At 67.4% G+C, this 23,484-nt stretch carries 26 protein-coding genes; 12 read left to right on the forward strand and 14 right to left on the reverse strand.

The window, feature by feature from the left end:
- The first annotated feature begins 3 nt into the window (after positions 1 to 3).
- The gene (radA, locus tag NA12_RS21525; RefSeq protein ID WP_067454187.1) at positions 4 to 1,404 is read left to right on the forward strand and encodes a DNA repair protein RadA; all 1,401 of its coding nucleotides are present in this window, start codon (positions 4 to 6) and stop codon (positions 1,402 to 1,404) included.
- A gap of 155 nt (positions 1,405 to 1,559) precedes the next feature.
- On the opposite strand, the gene NA12_RS21530 is transcribed toward radA, so the two are convergent.
- On the reverse strand, positions 1,560 to 2,237 hold the full coding sequence (locus tag NA12_RS21530) for a hypothetical protein (protein WP_067454189.1): 678 nt from the start codon (positions 2,235 to 2,237) through the stop codon (positions 1,560 to 1,562).
- An 81-nt stretch (positions 2,238 to 2,318) separates the two neighbouring features.
- On the reverse strand, positions 2,319 to 2,942 hold the full coding sequence (locus tag NA12_RS21535) for a carbonic anhydrase (RefSeq protein WP_067454672.1): 624 nt from the start codon (positions 2,940 to 2,942) through the stop codon (positions 2,319 to 2,321).
- Between the two features lie 90 nt (positions 2,943 to 3,032).
- Here NA12_RS21535 and NA12_RS21540 point away from each other — a divergent pair, with 90 nt between their 5' ends.
- A complete protein-coding gene (locus tag NA12_RS21540; RefSeq protein WP_067454192.1) occupies positions 3,033 to 3,911 on the forward strand; it encodes an iron-sulfur binding domain-containing protein in 879 nt (292 codons plus the stop codon).
- 39 nt (positions 3,912 to 3,950) lie between these two features.
- On the opposite strand, the gene NA12_RS21545 is transcribed toward NA12_RS21540, so the two are convergent.
- Complete coding sequence (locus tag NA12_RS21545; RefSeq protein WP_067454194.1) at positions 3,951 to 4,694, reverse strand: alpha/beta fold hydrolase; 744 nt, start codon at positions 4,692 to 4,694, stop codon at positions 3,951 to 3,953.
- 327 nt (positions 4,695 to 5,021) lie between these two features.
- On the opposite strand from NA12_RS21545, the gene NA12_RS21550 reads away from it, so the two are divergent.
- The 4 genes from NA12_RS21550 to NA12_RS21565 all read left to right on the forward strand — a co-directional run bounded on the left by NA12_RS21550 (position 5,022) and on the right by NA12_RS21565 (position 7,035).
- On the forward strand, positions 5,022 to 5,345 hold the full coding sequence (locus NA12_RS21550; protein ID WP_067454197.1) for an antibiotic biosynthesis monooxygenase family protein: 324 nt from the start codon (positions 5,022 to 5,024) through the stop codon (positions 5,343 to 5,345).
- Between the two features lie 224 nt (positions 5,346 to 5,569).
- Positions 5,570 to 5,770, forward strand: a complete 201-nt coding sequence (locus tag NA12_RS21555) for a CbtB domain-containing protein (protein ID WP_019044677.1) — start codon at positions 5,570 to 5,572, stop codon at positions 5,768 to 5,770.
- Complete coding sequence (locus tag NA12_RS21560) at positions 5,761 to 6,546, forward strand: CbtA family protein (protein ID WP_067454199.1); 786 nt, start codon at positions 5,761 to 5,763, stop codon at positions 6,544 to 6,546. The genes NA12_RS21555 and NA12_RS21560 overlap by 10 nt, the downstream gene beginning before the upstream one ends.
- Before the next feature lie 36 nt (positions 6,547 to 6,582).
- Positions 6,583 to 7,035, forward strand: coding sequence for a hypothetical protein (locus NA12_RS21565; protein ID WP_132369754.1), 453 nt, complete (start codon positions 6,583 to 6,585; stop codon positions 7,033 to 7,035).
- Between the two features lie 43 nt (positions 7,036 to 7,078).
- Here the strand turns inward: NA12_RS21565 and NA12_RS21570 are convergent, their stop codons facing one another.
- Positions 7,079 to 7,525 carry an SRPBCC family protein gene (locus NA12_RS21570; RefSeq protein WP_067454205.1) on the reverse strand — a complete coding sequence of 149 codons (447 nt, stop codon included), beginning with the start codon at positions 7,523 to 7,525 and terminating at the stop codon, positions 7,079 to 7,081.
- A 131-nt stretch (positions 7,526 to 7,656) separates the two neighbouring features.
- On the opposite strand from NA12_RS21570, the gene NA12_RS21575 reads away from it, so the two are divergent.
- On the forward strand, positions 7,657 to 8,133 hold the full coding sequence (locus NA12_RS21575) for a DUF4240 domain-containing protein (protein WP_207905569.1): 477 nt from the start codon (positions 7,657 to 7,659) through the stop codon (positions 8,131 to 8,133).
- Positions 8,134 to 8,145: 12 nt separating this feature from the next.
- Here the strand turns inward: NA12_RS21575 and NA12_RS21580 are convergent, their stop codons facing one another.
- The gene (locus NA12_RS21580) at positions 8,146 to 9,006 is read right to left on the reverse strand and encodes an ABC transporter permease subunit (protein ID WP_067454211.1); all 861 of its coding nucleotides are present in this window, start codon (positions 9,004 to 9,006) and stop codon (positions 8,146 to 8,148) included.
- Positions 9,003 to 9,902 carry an ABC transporter ATP-binding protein gene (locus tag NA12_RS21585; RefSeq protein WP_067454213.1) on the reverse strand — a complete coding sequence of 300 codons (900 nt, stop codon included), beginning with the start codon at positions 9,900 to 9,902 and terminating at the stop codon, positions 9,003 to 9,005. Before NA12_RS21585 ends, NA12_RS21580 begins: the two co-directional genes overlap by 4 nt.
- A gap of 206 nt (positions 9,903 to 10,108) precedes the next feature.
- Between NA12_RS21585 and NA12_RS21590 the strand changes: the two genes are divergently transcribed.
- Together NA12_RS21590 and NA12_RS21595 are read left to right on the forward strand one after the other, a co-directional pair.
- Positions 10,109 to 11,413: a sensor histidine kinase gene (locus NA12_RS21590; protein ID WP_067454216.1), complete on the forward strand. Its 1,305-nt coding sequence runs from the start codon at positions 10,109 to 10,111 to the stop codon at positions 11,411 to 11,413.
- A complete protein-coding gene (locus tag NA12_RS21595; RefSeq protein WP_243654805.1) occupies positions 11,410 to 12,114 on the forward strand; it encodes a response regulator in 705 nt (234 codons plus the stop codon). The genes NA12_RS21590 and NA12_RS21595 overlap by 4 nt, the downstream gene beginning before the upstream one ends.
- Before the next feature lie 4 nt (positions 12,115 to 12,118).
- Here the strand turns inward: NA12_RS21595 and NA12_RS21600 are convergent, their stop codons facing one another.
- Positions 12,119 to 12,766 (reverse strand): vWA domain-containing protein, encoded by a 648-nt coding sequence (locus tag NA12_RS21600; protein WP_084472980.1) that lies wholly within the window; start codon positions 12,764 to 12,766, stop codon positions 12,119 to 12,121.
- 126 nt (positions 12,767 to 12,892) lie between these two features.
- Between NA12_RS21600 and NA12_RS21605 the strand changes: the two genes are divergently transcribed.
- Positions 12,893 to 13,351 (forward strand): YfbM family protein, encoded by a 459-nt coding sequence (locus tag NA12_RS21605; protein ID WP_067454219.1) that lies wholly within the window; start codon positions 12,893 to 12,895, stop codon positions 13,349 to 13,351.
- Between the two features lie 104 nt (positions 13,352 to 13,455).
- Positions 13,456 to 14,646, forward strand: coding sequence for an MFS transporter (locus NA12_RS21610; RefSeq protein WP_067454221.1), 1,191 nt, complete (start codon positions 13,456 to 13,458; stop codon positions 14,644 to 14,646).
- Here the strand turns inward: NA12_RS21610 and NA12_RS21615 are convergent.
- Entirely contained in the window at positions 14,627 to 15,475 is an 849-nt protein-coding gene (locus tag NA12_RS21615) for a helix-turn-helix domain-containing protein (RefSeq protein ID WP_067454225.1), read from the reverse strand. The genes NA12_RS21610 and NA12_RS21615 overlap by 20 nt on opposite strands.
- A gap of 128 nt (positions 15,476 to 15,603) precedes the next feature.
- Between NA12_RS21615 and NA12_RS21620 the strand changes: the two genes are divergently transcribed.
- Positions 15,604 to 15,873, forward strand: a complete 270-nt coding sequence (locus NA12_RS21620; protein ID WP_067454229.1) for an SHOCT domain-containing protein — start codon at positions 15,604 to 15,606, stop codon at positions 15,871 to 15,873.
- A gap of 78 nt (positions 15,874 to 15,951) precedes the next feature.
- Here the strand turns inward: NA12_RS21620 and NA12_RS21625 are convergent, their stop codons facing one another.
- The 6 genes from NA12_RS21625 to lysS form a co-directional block, all read right to left on the reverse strand.
- Complete coding sequence (locus NA12_RS21625; protein WP_067454681.1) at positions 15,952 to 18,519, reverse strand: ATP-dependent Clp protease ATP-binding subunit; 2,568 nt, start codon at positions 18,517 to 18,519, stop codon at positions 15,952 to 15,954.
- A 274-nt stretch (positions 18,520 to 18,793) separates the two neighbouring features.
- A complete protein-coding gene (locus tag NA12_RS21630) occupies positions 18,794 to 19,723 on the reverse strand; it encodes an esterase/lipase family protein (RefSeq protein ID WP_067454232.1) in 930 nt (309 codons plus the stop codon).
- A 63-nt stretch (positions 19,724 to 19,786) separates the two neighbouring features.
- On the reverse strand, positions 19,787 to 20,344 hold the full coding sequence (locus NA12_RS21635) for an anthrone oxygenase family protein (RefSeq protein WP_067454235.1): 558 nt from the start codon (positions 20,342 to 20,344) through the stop codon (positions 19,787 to 19,789).
- Positions 20,345 to 20,468: 124 nt separating this feature from the next.
- Positions 20,469 to 21,080, reverse strand: coding sequence for an FHA domain-containing protein (locus NA12_RS21640; RefSeq protein WP_084472982.1), 612 nt, complete (start codon positions 21,078 to 21,080; stop codon positions 20,469 to 20,471).
- 290 nt (positions 21,081 to 21,370) lie between these two features.
- Positions 21,371 to 21,733, reverse strand: coding sequence for a histone-like nucleoid-structuring protein Lsr2 (locus tag NA12_RS21645; protein WP_067454241.1), 363 nt, complete (start codon positions 21,731 to 21,733; stop codon positions 21,371 to 21,373).
- Positions 21,734 to 21,848: 115 nt separating this feature from the next.
- Positions 21,849 to 23,315 (reverse strand): lysine--tRNA ligase, encoded by a 1,467-nt coding sequence (lysS, locus tag NA12_RS21650; RefSeq protein WP_067454684.1) that lies wholly within the window; start codon positions 23,313 to 23,315, stop codon positions 21,849 to 21,851.
- Positions 23,316 to 23,484: the final 169 nt, after the last annotated feature.

Below are 23,484 nucleotides of genomic sequence, written 5' to 3' on the forward strand. Positions count from 1 at the left end.
CGTGTGGCCAAGACCAAAGCAGTCTTCCAGTGCTCCGCGTGCACCCACGAGGTGTCCAAGTGGGTGGGCAAGTGCCCGGATTGCGGTGCCTGGGGAACAGTGAACGAGGTGGCCGTTTCGGCGTCCACCGCGGCCCCGGGGCGTCGGGCGATGCTGCCGAGTACGGCGGCGGCGCCGTTGTCGCAGATCGACGCCAAGGTCACGCGGGCCCGGTCCACGGGGGTGAGCGAGCTCGATCGGGTACTCGGGGGCGGTGTGGTGCCGGGATCGGTGGTGCTGCTGTCGGGCGAGCCGGGGGTCGGCAAGTCGACGCTGCTGCTCGAGGTGGCGTTCCGGTGGGCGGCGGCGCGCGAGGAGACCGCGCTGTACGTGACCGCCGAGGAGTCCGCCGGGCAGGTGCGGCTACGGGCGGATCGGACGGGCGCGGTGCACGACCGGGTGTACCTGGCGGCCGAATCGGACCTGTCGATCGTGCTCGGACATGTGGAGCAGGTGCGGCCGTCGCTGCTGGTGGTCGACTCGGTGCAGACCATGCTGGCGCCAGAGGTGGACGGTGTGATCGGCGGGGTCACCCAGGTGCGCGCGGTCACCGCGGCGCTGACCTCGCTGGCCAAGGCGACCGGGATCGCGGTGCTGCTGGTCGGGCACGTCACCAAGGACGGGAACATGGCGGGCCCGCGCACGCTCGAGCACCTGGTGGACGTGGTCTTGCAGTTCGAGGGAGACAAGAACTCGTCGCTGCGGATGGTTCGCGGCATCAAGAACCGGTTCGGCAGCGCCGACGAGGTCGGCTGTTTCGAACTGCACGACGACGGTATCGCCTGCGTCGACGATCCGTCCGGGCTGTTCCTGCACCATCGCACCGACACCGTCCCCGGCACCGCGGTGACCGTCGCGATGGACGGCAAACGGCCCCTGGTGGCTGAGGTGCAGGGGCTCACCGTCAAGACCGAGATCCCGCAACCACGCCGGGCCGTGAGCGGGCTGGACTACAACCGCGTGGCCATGGTGCTGGCGGTGCTACAGAGCCGAGGGCGGGTCTTCCTCGGCAAGCACGATGTGTACGCGGCGACCGTCGGCGGGATGCGCTTACTCGAGCCGACCGCCGATCTGGCCATCGCCTTGGCCATCGCGTCCGCCGAGGCCGACATCGCGCTGCCCGCGGGATGGGTGATCCTCGGCGAGGTGGGGCTGGCGGGCGAGGTTCGCAAGGTCACCGGGCTCGGCAGGCGCCTGGCCGAAGCCGAACGTCTGGGGTTCACCACCGCGCTCGTACCGCCCGGTTCGGAGAAAACCAAGACCGGCACGATGCGTATCCACGAGGTCGGGGATCTCCGATCGGCACTGCGATTGGCCGAACTCCGCAAATCCCGCGCACCCCGCGAAGTAGTAGCGGTGGAATAACTTCCGCAACCGCCCGATTCAGTGCCGGTTCGCCATTTCCCCGCCAATAACCATTGACGGGGTCGCGGATCCTGCGAACACTGCAAATCCACCCATCTCGAACATGCGACCTATGGCACACCCGCACAATGCCCCCGGCCCGCGGGTATCGGACGTCACGAAGCGAGGTTGAACGGCTCCGCGGCACTGCGAACGGCACCGAGCTGGGCGACGACCATATACGCGCCCGCGGGCACCTGGAGGCGGTCACCCGCGCACTGCGGCTGCGAGGTGGTGCCGAACCAGGTGCCCTTGTACGAGAGTTGCTCACCGGCCTTGAGCGTCTTCATCTCCGCCGGGTCGTCCTGGTTGCAGTCGTTGCTCGCCCAGAGCCTGCGCTGGCCGTCGAGGGTGTAGACGAGGAACTGCGGGCCCGCGCCGAGATCGCGCGAGCAGGCCGCGGAGGAGATATTGGTGATCACTGTGCCGAACCCGGGCTGGTCACCGACCCGATAGGTCGGCTGGCCGACCGACACCTTCAGTGCCAGCGACTGATCCGAGCACGGCTGTGCCGCGGGCTGTTCGACGGCGCTGGTCGTGGCGCTCGGCGTGGTCGACGCGCTACTGGGTGTTGTCGACGTGCTTCCGGTCGGTGAGCTCGTCTCGGCCGCGCTCGACTCCGCCGACGTGGTCGTGCTCGCCGCCGCCGAGTCGGCACCGGCCGAGTCACCGCCGCGCGCGACCATGGTGACGAGCCAGATCACGATCGCGAGCGCGACGATGATGACGCCGATCGCGAGTGCACGGCGGCGCCAGTAGATCTCCGGTGAGAGCGGTCCATTCGGTTCCAGCACGCCTCAACGGTAAGCGCAGCGCGCAGAGGTGCGCTCGATGACCTCGGCGTGTCGGGGCCGAACCGGGTAGGGGACCCGGTTTCAGACCACCTCGCCGATATTGCCGACGGTGCGCCGCAGGTGCACGCGACCGTCTTCCAGCTTGTAGGTGACGCTCGCGATAGCGCACTGACCAGCGGCAACACGCTGGGAGATGATCATCGAGCGCTGCATGAGCAGCTTGCTGGTCTCCACCACGTGGCGCGCCTCGAGTTCGTCGACCGTGTTGAGGCCTTCGCGGCGTCCCACCAGGATCGACGGGGTCACCCGCTCGACCACGCTGCGGATGAACCCGCCGGGCACCTCGCCGCCGTCGAGCGCGTCGATGGTGGCCTTCACGGCGCCGCAGCTGTCGTGCCCGAGGACGACGATCAGGGGCACATTGAGCACCTCGACGCCGTATTCGATCGAACCGAGCACCGAACTGTCCACGACGTGGCCCGCTGTGCGCACCACGAACATGTCGCCGAGACCCTGGTCGAAGATCAGTTCGGCGGCCACGCGGGAGTCACCGCAGCCGAACAGGATCGCGTGGGGGTTTTGGCCCTTGACGAGTTTGGCTCGGTCCGCGGCCCCCTGGCTAGGATGCTGAAGGGTGTCGTTGACGAAGCGCTCGTTGCCTTCACGCAATGACTTCCAGGCGCTTATCGGATTGGAACCAGGCATACCGACCATTGTGCACAGCCGCTCGGTTACCAGCGAGTCCGCCACGTTACGCGTCGGCAAAGAGAGACTGGCTCGGAGGAAACGGAAACGGTGAGCATCGACGCGCAGGCCCTGCTCGGCTGGTTCGACGACACGGCGCGCGCGCTGCCGTGGCGCGAACCGGAGGCGACCGCATGGCACATCCTGATGAGCGAGATCATGCTCCAGCAGACCCCGGTGGTGCGGGTGGAGCCGATCTGGCGCGAGTGGGTGACGCGATGGCCGGTGCCGTCGGCGATGGCGGCGTCCTCACAAGCGGAGGTGCTGCGGGCGTGGGGCAAGTTGGGCTATCCGCGGCGGGCGTTGCGGTTGCACGAGTGCGCGCGGGTGCTGGCGGCCGAACACGGTGACGTGGTTCCCGCCGATGTCGACGTGCTGCTGAGTCTGCCCGGCATCGGCGCGTACACCGCCCGCGCGGTGGCCTGTTTCGCCTACGGACAGCGAGTTCCCGTGGTGGACACGAATGTACGACGCGTTGTCGCCCGCGCGGTGCACGGCAGGGAACCCGGCAACCCGTCCTCGCGCGATCTCGCCGAAACCGAAGCGCTGCTTCCTGCTCCGGTGCCGCGAGCCGCGAGATTCTCGGCCGCCCTGATGGAACTGGGTGCTCTGGTGTGCACGGCCCGCAACCCCGACTGCGCCCGCTGCCCGCTGCCGCACTGCGCGTGGGTCGCGGCGGGCAAACCGGCCGCCGACGTGGTGCGCAAGGTGCAGAAATACGAGGGCACCGACCGTCAGGCCCGTGGGCGGCTGCTCGATGTGCTGCGCGACGCGTCGGGCCCGGTCGAGCGGATTCGCCTCGACCTGGCATGGACCCGCGACCCCGGCCAGCGTGCGCGGGCGTTGGACTCGCTGCTGGTGGACGGACTGATCGAGCAGACCGACGACGGACTGTTCGCACTCGCGGGCGAAGGTAGCCCCACCGGGTGAGATCGGATCTCGGCCCGTGCCGAGAGACCGCCGCTCGACTCACCCGCTGACGCGCTCCAGGAACCGGCCGACGTGTTCGCGGTACGCCTCCGGCTGTTCGTCGTGCACCAGGTGCCCCGAGTCGGCGATGCGCACATACTCCGCGTCGGGATGGACCTCGGCCATCGTTCGCATCTGCCCCGGCGGGGTGATGGTGTGCTCACCCTCGATGAGCAGGGTGGGCACCCGCAGCGACTTCCATTCGGTCCAGAAGTCGCGCGTGCCCCACTCCTCGGAGATCGCTCGGAAGGTGTCGACTTCGCCGTGGAGCCGGTACCCGTCGGGCGCGGCGGTGAACGCGCGGAGGAAGTACGTGCCCGCGACCGGGCCGAAATAGTCGAGCACCGCCTGTTCGTCGGGAAACGGTTGCGGCCAGGAGTGGACCAGTTCGGCCCAGTGGGCGGCGGTGCGGCCGGTGAAATCGGGAGCGATGTCCTCCACGACGATCGCGCGCACCCGCTCGGGATAGGTCGCCGCGAACACCCACCCGTGGATAGCCCCCATCGAATGCCCGACGATCACCATCGGCTCGGTGATCGCGGCGGTGCGCTCGGCCAGGTCGGCCACGAACGCCTCCGTCGTGAGCGCGGCGGGCGCCGGCCGGCCGTGCCCCGCGGCGTCGACCGCGTACACATGCCCGTATCCCCGCAACCACGGCACCTGATCGGCCCACGTCCGCGCACTGCCCATCAGCCCGTGCAACAGCAGAATCGGAACCCCGGACCCACCTTCGTCGTACAACACCCCTCCGATACTGCCCCAGCCCCGTCACGTCGCCGGAGTCGAGTTCAGGTACCGCCCCAGCTACGTCACATCACCGAAGGCAAACTCACACACCGCCGGCCCGTCACATCGCCCAAGGCAAACTCACACACCGCCCAACCACGTCACGTCGCCACAGGCAAGCTCACACACCGCCCCGCTGTGTCACGTCGCCGCAGGCGAGTTCGCGGCCCGCCTCGATCTGGACTGAGCGGAGGGTGCGACGAAGGAGTACCCGGAGGGAGGGAAGATCGAGGCCCCCAGGGCCGCGAACCCCCGGCGCCAGCCGGCAAAGATACTGTGAATGCCATGGCTGTTGTGAAGATCAATGCGATCGAAGTTCCCGAGGGCGCGGGCCCCGAGTTGGAGAAGCGGTTCGCCGCGCGGGCCGGAGCGGTGGAGAACTCCCCCGGATTCCTTGGCTTCCAGTTGCTGCGTCCCGTCGCCGGCGACAACCGGTATTTCGTAGTGACGCAATGGGATTCGGAGGAGTCGTTCGCCGCGTGGCGGGACGGTCCGGCCCGTGCGGCGCATGCCGGGAACGGTGGCGACGGCGAGCGCCCCAAGCCAGTGTCGACGGGCGCCTCGCTGCTCGAGTTCGAGGTCGTCCTCGACGTGCCCGCGAAGGTCTGACAGCGGCGTTTCCGCTGGACATACGGTTGCGCGTATTGACGTGGGTGACCGCGACTGTCACAGTTCGAGGGAACATCCGCGAGGGTGCGCGGTAATCCGGTGTGAATCCGGAGCGGTCGCGCCACTGTCATCCACGTACCGGGTCCCCGGTGCCGGAGAGCCAGACACCGGCACCTTCGCACCACATTTCAACCGTGGGACGCGTATCCCCGAGGAGGACTCGAATGGCAATCGCGCATTCACCCAGCCGGTCGACCGGCCTCGACACCCTCGCAACCGTGCTGGTCACGGTCGGTGTCGTCCTGCTTGCACTGCTCGCCCTGTACCTGGTCGGTTTCGACCAGGGGGCCGTCTCGCGTAGCGGGATGTTCCTGCACGAGCTGATGCATGACGGACGTCACCTGCTGGGTGTTCCGTGCCACTGATCGGATCACTCAAGACCCTGCTGTTGCGCGGCCTGCTGGCCGGCTTGATCGCCGGCCTGCTGGCCGCGACAGTGGGCTACTTCGTCGGCGAGCCCCAGGTGGACGCCGCGATCGCCATCGAGGAAGCCGCGGCCGCTCCGGCCGAACACGGTCACGAAGCTGAACAACCGCAGGGCCATACCCACGGCGACGAAGACGAACCGCTGGTCAGCCGGTCGGGCCAGAAGGCCGGACAGTTCCTCGCGCTCGGTTTGGCGGGCATGGCCTTCGGCGCGTTGTTCGCGTCGGCGGTGAACGTGGCGCGCCGCTTCACGAATCTGTCGGGGCCGCATCTGTCGCTGATCTCGGCGGTTCTCGCGTGGGCGGCGATCGTCGCGGTGCCCTTCTTCAAATATCCGGCCAACCCGCCCGCGGTGGGCGATCCGGACACCATCAACGAGCGCACCTGGCTGTGGGTCGCGGCCGTCGTCCTCGGCCTGCTGGCCGTCGCGGGCGCTGTCGCGGCCTACCGCGCGCTCGCCGCGTCGGACACCTTGCGGCTCGTCGCCGCGGTGGGCGTGTTCGTCGTGGTCACCACGGTCGGTTATGTGCTGCTGCCCGGTGTGAACGAGGTGGCCGACGACTTCCCCGCCACGCTGCTGTGGAACTTCCGGGTGGCCTCGCTGGCCGAAACCACCACGCTGTGGGTGAGTTTGGGGCTGGCGTTCGCCGCGCTCACGGAGTTCGCCTCGCGGCGTAGCACTCCGGTAGTGGACACGGTTCCTACCGCAGGGTGATCCTCGCGAGCAGCTGAGAAGGGCAGTGTCGGTGTCATGACCGGCACTGCCATTCTTGTTTCCAGCACTCGCCCCCGCGCCGTGGACATCGCGTTCGGCGGGCTCGTCACCGCCCTCGCCGCCGGGGTCGCCGAAGGACTCTTGCGCGCGGTTCGTGGCGGCGATGAATTCGGCGCTACCGCAACGGGTTTGCTACCCCGCCTGGCTATCTACCTGGCGGTTGCCGGGGTGGCCGTGTACATGCTCAACGGCAGCCGAGTGGCCCGTGCGCTGCTCACCGTCGGCATCGGCGTGGTCGGCCTGCTCTCGCTGATCATCGAGCCGCTGGCGGTGCTGCTGTCGACCGACGACTTCGCGGCCCTGTTCGACGGCATGTCCGCCGACTCGGCCGTGCTGGCCGGCTGCCGGACCGTGCACATCCTGGCCGTCGTCATCGCGATCCCGGCCATGTACACCCCCGCCGCGCACCGCTGGTTCACCCAGCGGTGACGGCGGCACCCACTCAGGCTTGCGCGACGGCCGACCCGGGCGCTCAGGCGGTGGCGCTGGTGATCTCGTCGAGACGCTCGAGTTTGTCCGGCCAGACCTGCTGATGTAGATCCCGGATGGCCGCGGTCGGGAAACCCGAGTGCCGCAGGCGCAGGCGGATGCCGCGTGGCTGTTTGAGGAATTCGGCCGCGACCACGGTTTCCACGCCGTCGGTGGCGGCGGTGACCCAGGTGAATTCGACGCGCCGGTTCGGCTCGAGCAGCAGGATGCGGCCGTAATGGGGGTTGCGTTTTTCCGGCGAGCCGGTGTCGAAGTAGAGGGGCTCGTTGACGGCGGGGCGCATCAGCACGGATCCGGGAACGGCCAGCCATAAGTCCATGCCTTGGGTCCAGGCCGCGTAGAGCAGGCTGGGCGATGCTTTCATCACGCGCTCGACCGTGAGCTCATGTGGCCGCGTGGACAGGTCCGGGGGGCGAACTGGCTGGTCCATCAGCCGACTCTACCGGTCATGACCGGCCGATCCTCCCATCGGGTGCGCGACGGTGTTACTCAGGATTCGTCCTACGCGCGAGCACGATGGCCGTCGGCGATGTGTCGGACCCCAGCAGTACCGTCCGACAGGTGACGAGCACCCCCGAAGACATCTCCCGATTCTGGAATCTGATCGAGTCGGCCTGGACGGCTACCGGCACCGCACCCTCCACGGCCCTACGGTCGGCCGACGGCGACCTGGGAAGCCGACTCGACGCCTTCCTGGCCCAGTTGAGCGCCCTGTCAGCCGATTTCAGCAGCGCGGACCTGACCGCGCTCGACCGTGTCGCCGAACGCGCGCTCTACGACATCGACCGCGCCGACATCCAGGCGGTCACCGACGGCTCCGACGACGGTTTCCTCTACGCTCGCGGATTCATCGTGGCCATGGGCCGCGACTACTACGAGGCCGTCAACGCCGACCCCGAGGCCGCGACCACCGACGCCGAGTGTGAGGAAATGTGTTATTTCTTCGCCCACCTCCACCATGCGCGCTTCGGCGCTTTTCCCGAGACCGGCTCCGGCATCTCCCGCGAGACGGCTTCGAACCCCGCGGGCTGGTCCTGACCTCGTGGCGGGTCAGGTGAGATCGCGACGGGTCGTCAACCAGAGGGTGCCGCCGGCGAAAACCACCACGTAGACGGCCAGGAGCGCGAACGATTCACCGCGGGTGAGGATATCGAGGACACCGGGGTTGGCAGGTCCCTCCACTGTGCGCATCGCGCCTGCCAGCGAGCCCGCCGCCGTCCCGGGGAGCAGATCGGTGACGGCTTCGAGCGGTCCGAAGATGCCCGCCACACCGCGAAGGAGGTTCTCCACCACCAGGACCCAGACCAGGCCGAGACCGACGGCGAGTGCGGGACCGCGGGCGATGGCTCCGATGAGGACACCGGCGAGCATCCACATGCCGAGAATCGCTGTACCGGTGACAATTCCGATCAGGGAGTTGCCGAGCGGAGGCATCGCGATCGGCTGGGATTCGGCTGCCGCGATCACCGTGGCGATGCCGACGTCGACGGCGAAGGCCACCAGGACGAGGGCGAGGACCACCGCCAGCAGGGTCACCAACAGCCCCACCACCACCGCCGCTCGGCTCGGCCCCTGGGTGAACACGGTTTTCCAAGTGCCCCAGCCATATCCGCTGCCGACCGCGAGAGAGCCGAGGATCAGCACCAGCGCGCCGCCGAACATCGCCATGCCCTGGGTGAAAACCTCGGGGACAGCGGCGGGCATGAGCTGGCCGAGCAGGACATCGCGAGGCAGACCGTCCGACATCGCGCCGTTTTCGCCGGAGGTGTAGGCGAGGTAGTTGAAGAGGTAGGCGAAGGTCAGGTTGAGCAGGATCCAGGTGCCCAGGATGATCCAGAAGGCGGGCCACCGTCCGAGCCGTAGCGCTTCCGCGCGCACACTGGCGGTGAGATCTCTTGTCGTCGAATTCATTTCGCTACCTCCACAGCCGTCATCTCGAAGAACACTTCTTCCAGCGATTTCTCGTCCACCCGCAGTTCGAGCAGATCCGCGCCCGCCGACACGACGGCTCGCGCCACCTCTGGCGCCATCGCGGCGCTCGTGTCGACTCTGATTCCCTCCGCGCCCGCACGGGCGGGGGCATCGGTGACTGCCCGCACGGCCTCCAGCGCCACGGTGACAGGCTCGGCACGGACCAGCAGTGTCGCGGTGCCACGTAGTTCGGCCACCGTCGATTCCGCGAGTAGACGACCACCGGCGATCACGCCGACACGGTGGCAGATCTCCTGCACCTCGATGAGTTGGTGGCTCGACAGCAGCACAGTGTGTCCGTCATTCGCGAGATCGGTGATGAGCGTGCGCATTTCGGCCACGCCCGCCGGGTCGAGGCCGTTGGTCGGTTCGTCGAGGATGAGCAGATCGGGGTCGCCGAGCATGGCCGCGCCGACACCGAGCCGCTGTTTCATGCCGAGCGAATAGGTCCGGAAGCGCTCGCCCGCCCGGTCGGCCAGGCCGACGCGGTCCAGTGCCTGCTCGACCTCGGCACGGCCGTGTCCGCGATAGCGGGCCAGCACGCGCAGGTTGGCGCGGCCGGAGAGGTAGGGGTAGAAGCCGGGGCCCTCGATGAGTACGCCGATGCGACGCAGCACCGCCGGATCGCCCGGCGACAGGCCGTGGACGGTGGCGGTACCCGCGCTGGGCCGGATGAGACCGGCCAGCATGCGCAACGTGGTGGTTTTGCCCGCGCCGTTGGGCCCGAGGAATCCGTAGATCTCCCCGGCCGCGACCCGCATGCTCACCGCGTCCACCGCGAGGTGCTCGCGATAGCGCTTGGTCAACTCGGTGGTGACCACGATCGATTCGTTCATGGGAATCAGAATCCGCGCCGAAGGGGTGCGGCGGCATCCGTCTCGCGGCGTGCTCGCCGCTACGCCGCGCGGACTACGGCAACATCGACGAACACCCGGCGCGATCAGCCTGCCGACCGGCCGACATGATCGCATCGTGCCTCGCTCGCCGGAAATACGCGCGCGGGCCGACGCGGGCGGCACCGGCACACAATAGGGTTGGACACGTGGGAGCGTCTGCGAAGTGGGAGCGTGACTCGGTCGTCAAGGACTGGGGCCTGGCGGCGGTGGTCGCGGTGATCCAGCTGGTCGGTAGTTCCGGTGCGAATTCGCATCAAACCGGAGTGCGGTCGCTGGATGCGTTCGCGTATCTGCTGCTGCTCGTGGGGCCGGTGGCGCTGGGTTTGCGGCGGGTGCTGCCCGAACCGGTGCTGGCGGTGACCCTGATCGCCACGGTGACCTACGTCCTGCGCGACTACGGGTACGGGCCGATCTTCCTGTCGCTGGTGATCGCGTTCCTGTCGGCCGCAGTCACCGGATCGCGATGGCGTACCTATCCGGTGGTCGTGATCGGCTACCTGACGATGGTGTGGCCGGTACCCGCCCTGCTCGGGCGGCACTCCGACGCATGGCAGATCTTCGGGCTGCTGGCCTGGATGGGCGTGCTGGTCGCGATCGCGGAGGGGGTGCGTCAGCGGCACGCGGTGGTGCTGGCGCGCACGCAGCGGGCCGAGGCCGCCCAACGCGACGAACAGGCTCAGCAGGCCAGGGCGGCGTCCGAGGAGCGGTTGGCCATCGCCCGCGAGCTGCACGATGTTCTCGCGCACAGTCTTTCGCTGATCAATGTGCAGTCGTCGGTGGCGCTGGAGTTGTTCGATCGCAAGCCGCAGCAGGCCGCCGCCGCGCTGGCCACCATCAAGACCACGTCGAAAGAAGCGCTGGCCGAGGTGCACACGCTGCTGCACGCGATTCGCAGCGGCACGGCCGTGCCGGAGTACCCGGAACACAGTGTCGTGTCGGAAAACAGTGTCGTGGTGGAGGATTCGCCCCCACCACCGCGTCCGGCCCCGCGTGCGCCCGCACCGACCCTCGACGACCTCGACACACTGCTCGAACGCACCCGCGCGACCGGGCTCGTCGTCGACACCAAGATCATCGGTACGCCCAAGAAGCTGCCGAGCGTGATCGATGTGGCAGCGGCCAGGATCATTCAGGAAGCCCTGACCAACGTGGTGCGCCACGCGCCCGGCGCGTCAGCGCTGATCACCCTGCGCTACACCACGGAGACGGTGGACATCACCGTCGACAACACCCGGTCGACCGCGATGGCCGCGCGCACCGGAATCGGCGGCAACGGGATCATCGGCATGCGCGAGCGGGCGCACGCGCTCGGCGGGGCACTCACCGCGGGGCCGCGACCGTCCGGTGGGTTCAGGGTGGCAGCCAGGTTGCCCGCCCGGGCCGCGACTTCGGCCGCCGACGCCCGCTCGTCGAGCTCCGGGCGCGGACATCGCGGCGAGGTGGGCGCGTGAGCGCCGCCCACAGCCCCGATCCGATCAGTGTGGGTCCGTCGAGGATTCGCCTTCTCGTCGCCGACGACCAAGCTCTGGTCCGTGGCGGCTTCGTCGCGCTGCTCGACGCCCAGGACGACATCGAGGTCATCGGCGAGGCCGAGAACGGCGAACAGGCCGTCCGGATGACCCGCGCGCTCGTCCCCGACGTGGTGCTGATGGACATCCGCATGCCGATCCTCGACGGCCTCGCCGCCACCCGCATGATCGCCGACGACCCTGCGCTCGCGCCGGTTCGCGTCGTCGTCCTCACCACCTTCGAACTCGACGAGTACGTGTTCGAGGCGATCCGCGCGGGCGCCGCGGGCTTCCTGGTGAAACACACCGAACCCGCCGACCTGCTCCGCGCGGTTCGCGTCGTCGCCGCCGGTGACGCTCTCCTGTCCCCCGGCGTCACCCGCCGCCTGCTCGCCGAGTTCTCCACCCACGCCAAACAACCACCCCCCGCCGCCTTCGCCGAACTCACCGACCGCGAACGCGAGGTGATGACCCTGGTGGCCGAAGGCCTCACCAACGCCGAGATCGGCACCCGTCTCTACATGTCCCCCGCCACCGCGCGCACCCACGTCAGTCGAATCCTCACCAAACTCGACGCCCGCGACCGCACCCAACTCGTAGTCCTCGCCTACGAATCCGGCCTGGTCCGCCCGGGTTGGCAGTAGGCGGCTACGAGCCCTGGTCGGCCTGTCGGCGTTCGGAGGCGGAGAAGTTCGCACGGCGAGGGGCGCCCGCCGGTGCGGCCTGCGCTCGGGCGGAGTAGGCGGCGAGAGCGTCGAAGGCGCCTCGGACGCCGCCGGCGACCGGGGCGTAGGTGATGGCCGAACCGGGGTCGAAGCCGAGGTTGGAGCCAACTTCGACGGCGTCCATATTGGCGCCGAGGAAGACGAAGGTCCAGTTGTACACGTCCTGCTGCTGGGTGATCAGGGACTTCACGGCGGCATGGGTCCATTCGCGGCTGGAATTCTCGTGGCCATCGGTGAGAACCACCACGATCACGGTGCCGGGGCGCTCGTGTTCCGGGCGCTCGGCCAGTTCGCTGCCCACGCTGGTGACGAGCTTGCCGAGCGCGTCGTAGAGCGCGGTCCCGCCACGCGGCTGCAAGCTCGGTGCCGGTACCTGCGCCAGCGGCACGTTCGCGTAGACCACGTCGTAGGTGGTGTCGAACTGTGCGAGCGTGACCTCGATCTTCTTCGGCACCGAGCGCTGCTGTTCGAAATAGGCGGCCAACCCACCTTCGGTGTCGGCCTTGATGGTCTGCATCGACCCGGAGCGGTCGAGCAGAACGGCGATCAGTGTGCGGTCGGAATCAGTCATGTGTACGAACACCCCCGTGTCGGTTCAAACGAGCAATTCCCACCGTACGCCGCGAAACAAGGCGGTTCGACCGGCGAGAAGAAGTCGCCAAGGTATCGCCAAGCCTGAATTTCTACCTTTCCCGCCATGGGACCAGTGCTCGCATTCCACCGCATCTCCGAGGCCGACGCGGCCCGCATCACCGCCGATGCCGAAGCCGCGTTCGACCTGATCGAAGCCATCGACCACACCGGCGAACCGGTCGGCGACATCGACAAGTCCTGGGACGGACTGCGCTACCTGCTGGCGGCCGCGAAAGTCGATGTCGACCTGATCCGCGACCTCGACCCGTGGGCAGGCGACGGCGAGCCGCGCATCTGGACAGCCCACGAGGTGTCCGCCGCGGCCCACACTCTGACCGCGACACCGTTCGCTGCCCTCGCCGAACACTTCGCCCCGGACGACATGGACGACAACGACGTGTACCCGGATATCTGGGACACCGACTTCTGCCACGAATACCTACGGGAACACTACGAAGGACTGGTGGAATTCCTGATGTACGCCAGTGCGAGAAACTCGCCCGTGCTCTCCGGGTTCGAATAGCCGCGACTTCGGCTCGAAGTCGACGCTGCGCGAACGCGGCGTTCGAGTCGGACGCGGTGGCGTTTCGGGCGAGAACGGCGGCGACTGGTGCTGTTGCACCTGGCATGACAACGACTTCGACGGCCGACGCGACAGTGGAGAACACCGATCGCCGGATCCGGCCCGCCCTGCTGACCATGTTCCTCGGCAGCTTCACACTGGTGACCGCCGAATTCCTGCCCCCCGGCGTACTCACCGCGCTGGCAACGGATCTGCATGTGCCAGAGGGAGTCGTCGGGCTCTCGGTGAGCGCGACGGCCCTGACCGCATTGCTGGCCGCGCTCGGACTGGGCGCGCTGTTTCCCCGCTTGGATCGGCGAACCCTGCTGATCGGGCTGACCATCGGCGCGGCGGTCTCGAACGTGGTGGTGGCCCTCGCACCGAACATCGTGCTGTTGCTGATCGCGCGTCTGCTGCTCGGGTTGGCTGTCGGCGGCTACTGGTCGATGGCGCTGGTGATCGCCGCCGAACTCGTGCCCGCCGAGCGGCTCGGCAAAGCGATGATGATCGTGAACGCGGGGACCACGGTCGCGACGGTGGCCGGCGTGCCGCTCGGCGTGTTGCTGAGTACCTACGCCGGCTGGCGGACGACCTTTCTCATCGCGGCCGCGCTGACCGCCGCCACCGCCGTCGCCGTACGGCTGATGTTGCCGCCTATCGCACCGAGCAAGGGCATAGGATTCGGCGCACTCGGTAGCGCGCTACGGGCTCCGGGCGTAACGCTCGGCCTGGTCAGCATGGTCGCCGTCGTCGCAGGCCACTTCGCCGGATACACCTACATCCGCCCTGCCCTCGCTGAACTGCTCGGCGCGGGCCCGGCGGTGATCCCGATCCTGCTCGCCCTGTTCGGCATCGGCGGACTGCTCGGCAACTTCGTTCTCGGCGCCCTCGCCGACCGCCACCTCGGCGCCCTACTGCTGGTGGTGCCAACGGCCATCGGCCTGTCACTGCTCGCGATCATCGCCTCCGCGACGTTCGCCCCGCTCGCCTACCTGGCCGTGGTCGTGTGGGGCGTCGCGTTCGGCGGCATCCTCAATCTCGTGCAGGTGTGGGTGTCGCGGGTGCTGCCCGATCGGCTGGAAGCGGGCAGCGGGCTGGTAGTCGGCGGTTTCCAACTGGCGATCATCCTCGGCTCGGCGGTCGGCGGACGTGGGGTGGACAGCATCGGCCTGGCCGCCACCTACGCGTTCGGCGCCGTCGCCGCGGTGCTCGGTGGTGTGCTGATCCGACGTTCACTCACCCTGGCGGCGCACTGACATCCGCAGGTGCCCGGGTCACCCGCCGCCAATCCGTCGGCGTGTGACCCGTGTGCCGGCGGAAGGCCCGCCCGAATGCCGTCTCCGAGCGATAGCCGAGGCGGCGCGCCACCGCGCCGACCGGCACAGCATGGTCGGTCAGCAACAGCTGCGCCCGCTCGATTCGCAGTTTCGCCAGGTACCGGCCCGGTGTGAGGCCGGTCGCCGCCTGGAACCGGGCCGCGAACCCGGACCGCGAGGCCAGCGCGATCTTCGCCAGCCCCTCGACTGTCCACTCCTGCCCCGGATCGGCATGCATCGCGGCTATCGCCTGCGCCACCCCGGGCTCGTTCACCTTCAGTAGCCACCGTTGCGGCGCGCAACCACGCGCATACCAGGACTCGATCGCCATCGAGGTGATCAGCGTGGCCACCCGGTCGCCCTGGACACCGAACGGGTCGGGGCACTGCTCGACCAGGTGGCGAAACATGGTGGCGGCCAATGGTGTGTGCTCGACGAAACCGGTCAGCAGCAGCCGTTGCGGCAGCGCGGTCATGGCACCGCCGGTTCCGACGGGATCGAGGCGCACCCGCAGTACCCGTCCCGCCGACAGCGCGTTGATCGCGAACCGGCCCGTGCCGGGAACGAACAGGAAGTCGCCGCTCGCCAGATCCTCTGTCGTGCTGAGTCCCTCGACGCGGACCAGCCCGTCCAGCACGACCAGCGCACTCGGCTCGGTCATGAACTCCCACTGACCTGCCGTCAGCGTGAACTCGTCACGTCCCGCGAACCGCCACCGCACACCGGCCAGCACGTCATCGAGGCTCTGCGCACCATCGGCCTGTGTCACTGCGCACCCCTCATGGTGGAAACGGCGATGCGCTTCACGGTACCGGTCGGGGCGTACGCGTCGGGACGTACGCCGGATCGGGTCTCGCGGCCGATGTCGTCGCGCGTTCGGGCGAGCAGGGTTGAGCCATGAACATTGTCGACAGCGCGACGACGCTGACCCTGCTGGCCGACCACTACGACGGAGGGTGGCATCCCTGGCCGTTCTTCTGGATCTTTCCGCTGCTGTTCTGGATCACCGTGATCGCGGTGGTGTTCTTCGCCCGCCGACGGTGCGTCGGCCGCGGTGGCGCGGTGTCCGCCCTGCGGGAAGGGTTCGCTCGCGGCGAGATCACCGAGGACGAGTACCGCGGCAGGCTCGCGGTGTTGAGCGAACCGCGCGGGCGCGAGAAGAAGTAGGCGACTCGGCCACACCCCCGAAAAGCAGCGAAAAGCCCGCCCCCTGATACAGGGGGCGGGCTTTCTCGGTTCAGCTGGTTACTCGCCGGAGGCGGCGGCCTCGGGCGCGGTGCCTTCGGCGGCGCCGGTGAGGACAACCTCAGGCTTGTCGTCGCCCGCGGAAGCCTTGGTCAGCTTCGTCTTGCCGGTGAAGTTGAACTTGGCGTCCTCGCCGAGACCCTCGCCGTTCCAGCCTTCGACGTCGACCACGATGGTCTGGCCTGCGCCGATCTCGCCGAAGAGGATCTTCTCCGACAGCTGGTCCTCGATCTCGCGCTGGATCGTGCGACGCAGCGGACGCGCACCGAGGACCGGGTCGAAACCGCGCTTGGCGAGCAGGCTCTTGGCCTGTTCGGTCAGCTCGATCGCCATGTCCTTGTTCTTCAGCTGCTTGGCGACGCGGGCGATCATCAGGTCCACCATCTTCACGATCTGTTCGCTCGTGAGCTGGTGGAAGACGATCACGTCGTCGATGCGGTTGAGGAACTCGGGACGGAAGTGCTTCTTCAGCTCGTCGTTGACCTTGAGCTTCATCCGCTCGTAGTTCGAGCCCTCGGCGTTGGACTGGGTGAAGCCCAGGCCGACCGCCTTGGAGATGTCGGAGGTGCCCAGGTTCGAGGTGAAGATCAGCACGGTGTTCTTGAAGTCGACCGTACGACCCTGACCGTCGGTGAGACGGCCGTCCTCGAGCACCTGCAGGAGCGTGTTGTAGATCTCCTGGTGCGCCTTCTCGATCTCGTCGAACAGCACCACCGAGAACGGCTTGCGGCGCACCTTCTCGGTGAGCTGGCCGCCCTCCTCGTAGCCCACGTACCCGGGAGGGGCACCGAACAGTCGAGAAGCGGTGAAGCGGTCGTGGAACTCGCCCATGTCGATCTGGATGAGCGCGTCGTCGTCGCCGAACAGGAAGTTCGCCAGCGACTTGGCGAGCTCGGTCTTACCGACACCGGACGGACCGGCGAAGATGAACGAACCCGACGGACGCTTGGGGTCCTTCAGACCGGCGCGAGTGCGGCGGATCGCCTTGGAGACGGCCTTGACGGCATCCTCCTGGCCGATGATCCGCTTGTGCAGCTCGTCTTCCATGCGGAGCAGACGGGTGGTCTCCTCCTCGGTGAGCTTGAAGACGGGAATGCCGGTCCAGTTGGCCAGCACCTCCGCGATCTGCTCGTCGTCGACCTCGGCCACGACGTCCAGATCACCCGAACGCCACTGCTTCTCGCGCTCGGCCCGCTTGGCGACAAGCTGCTTCTCCTTGTCGCGCAGACGCGCGGCCTTCTCGAAGTCCTGCGCGTCGATCGCGCTTTCCTTCTCCCGACGCGCATCGGCGATCTTGTCGTCGAAGTCGCGCAGGTCCGGCGGAGCGGTCATCCGGCGGATGCGCATGCGGGCGCCCGCCTCGTCGATCAGGTCGATCGCCTTGTCCGGCAGGAACCGGTCGTTGATGTAGCGATCGGCCAGGGTGGCGGCGGCGACGAGCGCGCCATCGGTGATGGAGACCCGGTGGTGTGCCTCGTAGCGGTCGCGCAGACCCTTGAGGATGTTGATGGTGTGCTCGACGGTCGGCTCGCCCACCTGCACCGGCTGGAAACGGCGTTCCAGGGCGGCGTCCTTCTCGATGTACTTGCGGTACTCGTCGAGAGTGGTGGCGCCGATGGTCTGCAGCTCGCCACGGGCCAGCTTCGGCTTCAGGATCGAGGCCGCGTCGATGGCTCCCTCCGCGGCTCCTGCTCCCACGAGGGTGTGCAGCTCGTCGATGAACAGGATGATGTCGCCGCGGGTGTTGATCTCCTTGAGCACCTTCTTGAGGCGCTCTTCGAAGTCACCGCGGTAGCGGCTGCCCGCGACCAGGGAACCCAGGTCGAGGGTGTAGAGCTGCTTGTCCTTGAGGGTCTCGGGGACCTCGCCGTTGACGATGGCCTGTGCCAGACCCTCGACGACCGCGGTCTTACCGACACCGGGCTCACCGATCAGCACCGGGTTGTTCTTGGTGCGGCGGCTCAGCACCTGCATGACGCGCTCGATTTCCTTCGCGCGGCCGATGACCGGGTCGAGTTTGCCTTCGAGCGCGGCCTGAGTGAGGTTGCGGCCGAACTGGTCGAGCACCAGCGAAGTGGACGGAGTGCCCGCCTCGCCCCGGGTGCCGGAACCCTCGACGGGCTCCTTGCCCTGGTACCCGGACAGCAGCTGGATGACCTGCTGACGGACGCGGTTCAGGTCGGCGCCGAGCTTGACCAGCACCTGGGCGGCGACGCCCTCGCCCTCGCGGATGAGACCGAGCAGGATGTGCTCGGTGCCGATGTAGTTGTGGCCGAGCTGCAGCGCCTCGCGCAGGCTCAGCTCCAGCACCTTCTTGGCACGCGGGGTGAAGGGGATGTGACCGGACGGCGCCTGCTGGCCCTGACCGATGATCTCCTCGACCTGGCTACGCACACCCTCCAGCGAGATGCCAAGGGACTCCAGCGACTTCGCCGCCACGCCCTCGCCCTCGTGGATCAACCCAAGCAGGATGTGCTCGGTGCCGATGTAGTTGTGGTTGAGCATCCGGGCCTCTTCTTGGGCCAGGACAACGACACGCCTCGCGCGGTCGGTGAACCTCTCGAACATCGCTCCCTCACTCTCCTGCTCCGACATTCTGGCAACAGACGCCGCAGTATGCTCGATACAACCTAGGGCGTCGGACCGACAACTATCGCCGTCAGCCTGCCATGAAGCCCGGGGGTTGCGGCCCCCGCCATCCACTCTAGTTGGCAGGGGATTCCGCCGCCGCCGGTCCACCCTAATGGGGACCGACGACAACATGGTCACTCACTGACAACGCGCACGTCGCGGCATTCGTTTCCGGTTCAGTTTTGCCCACAGCGTAATCGCGCGATACGACTCAACCGGTGAAAGGTGGGACGAATTCGCACGGAACCGCGGCCCGCCGGGCAGGATCGAGCGCGTTGAGCACATGCCCCGCCGCGCGCGGACTGCCCGCGATGGCCAGGTGTTCGGAGTAGTCCCGCGCACACCCGTCCTGCACCACGATCGAGGTGACGTTCGGGCCCGGTACCAGGCCGGACGTGTAAGGGACGACCAACTCGTCGAGAGCGGAGACGATATTGGTGTAGGTGACCCGCGAGTCGTACACACCGTCGGCGTTGAGCGCGGTCATGAAGGGCGAACCGGTGAACATCTGCCCGCAGGCCTGACACAGCGACGAGCTCACCGCGTCGAAGGCGGGCCCCGCGCCGAGTGCCCGGCTGAAGTAGGCGATATCGCCCGCCCCGAACGCGTTGGTGCCGAGCCAGGGCGGCGCGATCCCGACGAGCTTGCCGACCCTGTCCGCTCCGCCCAGCCGCTTGACGTAGTAGTTACCGACGATATTGCCCTGCGAATGGGCGATCAGGTCGACGCGCTCGGCGCCGGTGCGGGCCAGCACGCCATCCACGAAGGCCGACACCTCGGCGGCACTCTGCTCGATGGGGCGCATTCCGCCGATCGCGGAGACGGGCCAGGGAAGGGCGTAGGAGCCGTAGGTGAGCGAGAAGACGCAATAGCCCTCATTGGCCAGCAGCGGGGCGTATACCCCCCAGTTCGTCTGCCCTCCGCCGCCGGTGCCGTGCAGCAGGACCACCGGGTCGGGATGGCTCGGCGAGGGGACGCAGGCGGGGTCGTTCGCGCCGGGTAGCGAGCCGCCGGGGTTGAGGAGCTCCGGGGGGATGCCCGCGAAGAAGTTGTAGTCGACCGGGAGGGGCCGGGCCGACGCGGTGGCGGGCAGGCAGGCCAACAGTGCCGCGGCCAGCACCAGAAGCGATGTACGTCGCATGAACGACTCCTCACTAGAACGTGTTCCACACATCATGGAACACGTTCTAGTTTTCGCGTGGCACTACCGCGCGGAAATCATCGACGTCGGCGCCGCGATCGCGCCGACGGTCGAATTCGACTTACCCTGCTGCACCCCCGCGGCGAACAGCGCACCACACAGCACCAGGAAAGCCGCGGCGTGCAGCACCGCGCGGACAATATTCCAGCGCACCCAACTCGCCTCGAAATCCGCACGGACAGTAGCGATATCGGTAATCGACGCCGGGTCACCCGCCGCGGCGAGCGCATCGTTGAGCGGCACATTCGAACCCGCGGTGACGGCGAAAGCGATCACGTTGAGCGCCAACGCGATTCCGATCCAGATCAGCGGCGAGCGCTGTTCCTTACCGAGGTGCAGCGCCGCCGCGAGCGCGGTGAAACCGACCGTGCCCATGAAGCCGAACATGAACCAGGGGTTGATGATCACGACATTGATCTTCTGCATCACATCGATCAGCGTGCGGTCGTCGGCACGGCCGAGCGCGGGCATCACCGAGATCGCGTAGGCGTAGAACACGCCGGCGATGAGTCCGGTGCTGAGCAGGGCCGCCACCATAGCGGCCATCCGAACTGCGAACATGCGAGGTCTCCTGACTCGTGGTCCGGAGCTTCGGTCTCGCGCTCCGGTGATACGAATAAGTCAACCGTCCGGATCGGGTCCGCGACATAGCTCAGACGCTCACCGACCTACGCGAACGTCGCAGTCACAAATCGTGGTCGGAGATCAGCCCGCTCTGCATCGCCAGCGCGGCCAAACGGGTGCGCTTCTGGTTCTGCGGGAGGTTTTCCACGCCGAACTTCGCGAACAGGGCGCGCAGGTGCGTTTTGATGGCGTCGATCGACAGGAACAATTCCTCGGCGATCTGCTGATTCGACGCGGGCGTCGCGAAACCGGTGCCGTGTTTGTACGGACGGCACAGCGCGACCAGCACCGCGCGCTGGGTCTCGGTCAGCGAGCGCATTGTGGGAATGGATCCGGACGCGGTATGCGTCGCGTCATCCACCACTCCGCCGAAATCGAAGAAATGCACAAGCGTGGTCCCGACCCGAATCCGGTCGCCGGGGCTCAACCGACGCCGACCGACCAGCCGCTCGCCATTGACGAAGGTGCCGTTGCGCGAAAGTCCGTCATCGATGATGGTCCAGTGCGCACCGAGATGTTCGACCGCCGCGTGCAGCCGGGACACCTCGGCGTCCCACGCGAGCACGAGGTCGGCCTGCACATTGCGCCCGATGGTGACACGCTGCTGGTCGGCCTCGAGGGCCAGCTCATGCTGCTTACCGGTGTCGTCGGTATACCGCAGGAAGGAACTCACTGCGCGACACCGCCGGATACTCGAAACACCTTGTGCACGGCCAACAGTCTACTTCCCTACCACCCCAACCCCACAGGACCCGGACACGAAACCCCACCCGACATCGACCGACCCACAAAACCCGGCCCACACGCCCCGACCTCGAGGAGGGGCAGGCAGGCGCAGCCTGCCGTTCGCGGCCGTCCCGCTGTTGAGACGCCGTTGCGTACGCGACGAAGGAGCAAGCAACGGCGTCTCAACAGCGGGACCGACGGGGCCGCGAACCACGCGGCGCCCGCGCCGCCAATATCTCAGCTCTTGCCGACCTCTTTGTTGTATGCCTCGGTGATTTCCGCCGAGATACGACCGCGAGCCGAGACCTTGTGGCCCTTCCGGCGAGCCCATTCGCGAATTGCGGCGCTCTGTTCACGGTCCATGGAAACGCGGCTCTTGCCCTGCGGCGCGGGCGCACCGGCGGCCTTCACCCGGCGACGGCCACTCACCCGACGGGCGTTGGCGACCCACTCGTCCAGGCCTTCGCGCAGACGCGCCGCATTTGCGTCCGACAGATCGATCTCGTACGACACCCCATCGATTGCGAACTCGATGGTCTCGTCCGCGATGGACTCACCGTCGACATCGTCGATCAGGCTAACGGTGACCTTCTTTGCCATGAGATGAACGTCCTCTCGAAATCGTCAAGCCTGCCTCCAGGCCGAATACCCGAGGCAAGAATACCCCGAAATGCGAAATTTCCAACATGAGGACTTCACCCCATGAATTCACTGGTCAGCGAGTAGTGGGCCGCACAATCGGGAACAGGATCGTTTCCCGGATTCCCGCACCGGTGAGTGCCATCAACAAGCGATCGATTCCCATACCCGTTCCGGTGGTCGGCGGCATGCCGTGTTCCATCGCGGCGAGGAAGTCTTCATCGAGCACCATGGCCTCGTCATCGCCTGCCGCGGCCAACCTCGCCTGGTCGACGAAGCGTTCCCGCTGGATCACCGGGTCTACCAGTTCCGAATAGCCCGTTGCCAACTCGAAGCCGCGAACATAGAGATCCCACTTCTCGGTAACGCCGGACTTGCTGCGATGCTGCCGGGTCAGCGGTGAAGTCTCGACCGGGAAGTCGCGCACGAAAGTCGGTGCGTAGAGCTTGTCGCCATACGCGTGTTCCCAAAGTTCTTCGACCAGTTTCCCGTGACCGTAGCCCTTGTCGGAAGGAATTTCCAGACCCACCCGATCGGCGAGTGCGAGCAATTCCTCGACCGTGGTTTCCGGAGTGACCTCCACACCGATCGACTCCGACAACGAGGGGTACATCTCGACGGTGGTCCACTCACCTCCGAGGTCATATTCCGTGCCGTCGGCCAGTGTCACCAGAAGGGTTCCGAATGCCTCGTTCGCGACTTCCTGGATCAATTCCCGGGTCATCTTCGCGGAGTCGTCATACGTGCCGTATGCCTCGTAGGTTTCCAGCATCGCGAACTCCGGCGAATGGGTCGAGTCGGCGCCTTCGTTGCGGAAGTTCCGGTTGATCTCGAAGACCTTCTCCAGGCCGCCGACCACGCACCGCTTGAGGAACAGCTCCGGTGCGATGCGCAGGAAAAGATCCATGTCCAGCGCATTGGAACGGGTGATGAACGGGCGCGCGGCGGCGCCGCCGTGGATGGTCTGCAGCATCGGGGTCTCGACCTCGAGGAAGCCACGGCGCTCCAGCGCATTGCGCAGCGCGCGAACCACGTTCACGCGGGTACGAGCCATTTCCCTGGCCTCGGGACGCACGATCAGGTCGACGTAGCGCTGCCGAACGCGCGACTCCTCGTTCATCTCCTTGTGCGCCACCGGCAGCGGTCGCAGCGACTTGGCCGCCATCGACCACGAATCGGCCATCACGCTCAATTCGCCGGTGCGCGAGGAGATGACCTCGCCGTGCACGAACACGAAGTCACCCAGGTCGACATCGGCCTTCCAGGCCGCCAGCGCGTCGGCGCCGACACCGTTGAGGCTGATCATCGCCTGCAACTTGGTACCGTCGCCTTCCTGCAGTGTCGCGAAGCACAGCTTGCCGGTATTACGAACGAAAATGACGCGACCCGCGACACCTGCCTGCAGACCGGTCTGGGTGTCGGCTTCCAGATCCGGATAGGCGGCGCGGATTTCGGCCAGCGTGTGCGTACGTGGCACCACCACCGGATAGGCCTCACCGCCCTCGGTGAGCAGCCGTTCGCGCTTGTCCCGGCGAATGCGCATCTGCTCGGGAACATCGATGTCCACAGCGGTTGTGGCGGCGCGGCCGGGTGCGGCGGGGTTAGGAGTGCTCACATCCGACAACATTAGCGGTCGCCGGAAATGGATTTACCGCTGGCCCACCGCGCTCACCCGCGGCTCCGGGAATTCCGCGAGCGCGATCGCGAGCTCC

Source organism: Nocardia alba NBRC 108234, from assembly GCF_001612665.1.
In the GTDB taxonomy this organism is placed as follows: Bacteria; Actinomycetota; Actinomycetes; order Mycobacteriales; family Mycobacteriaceae; genus Nocardia; species Nocardia alba.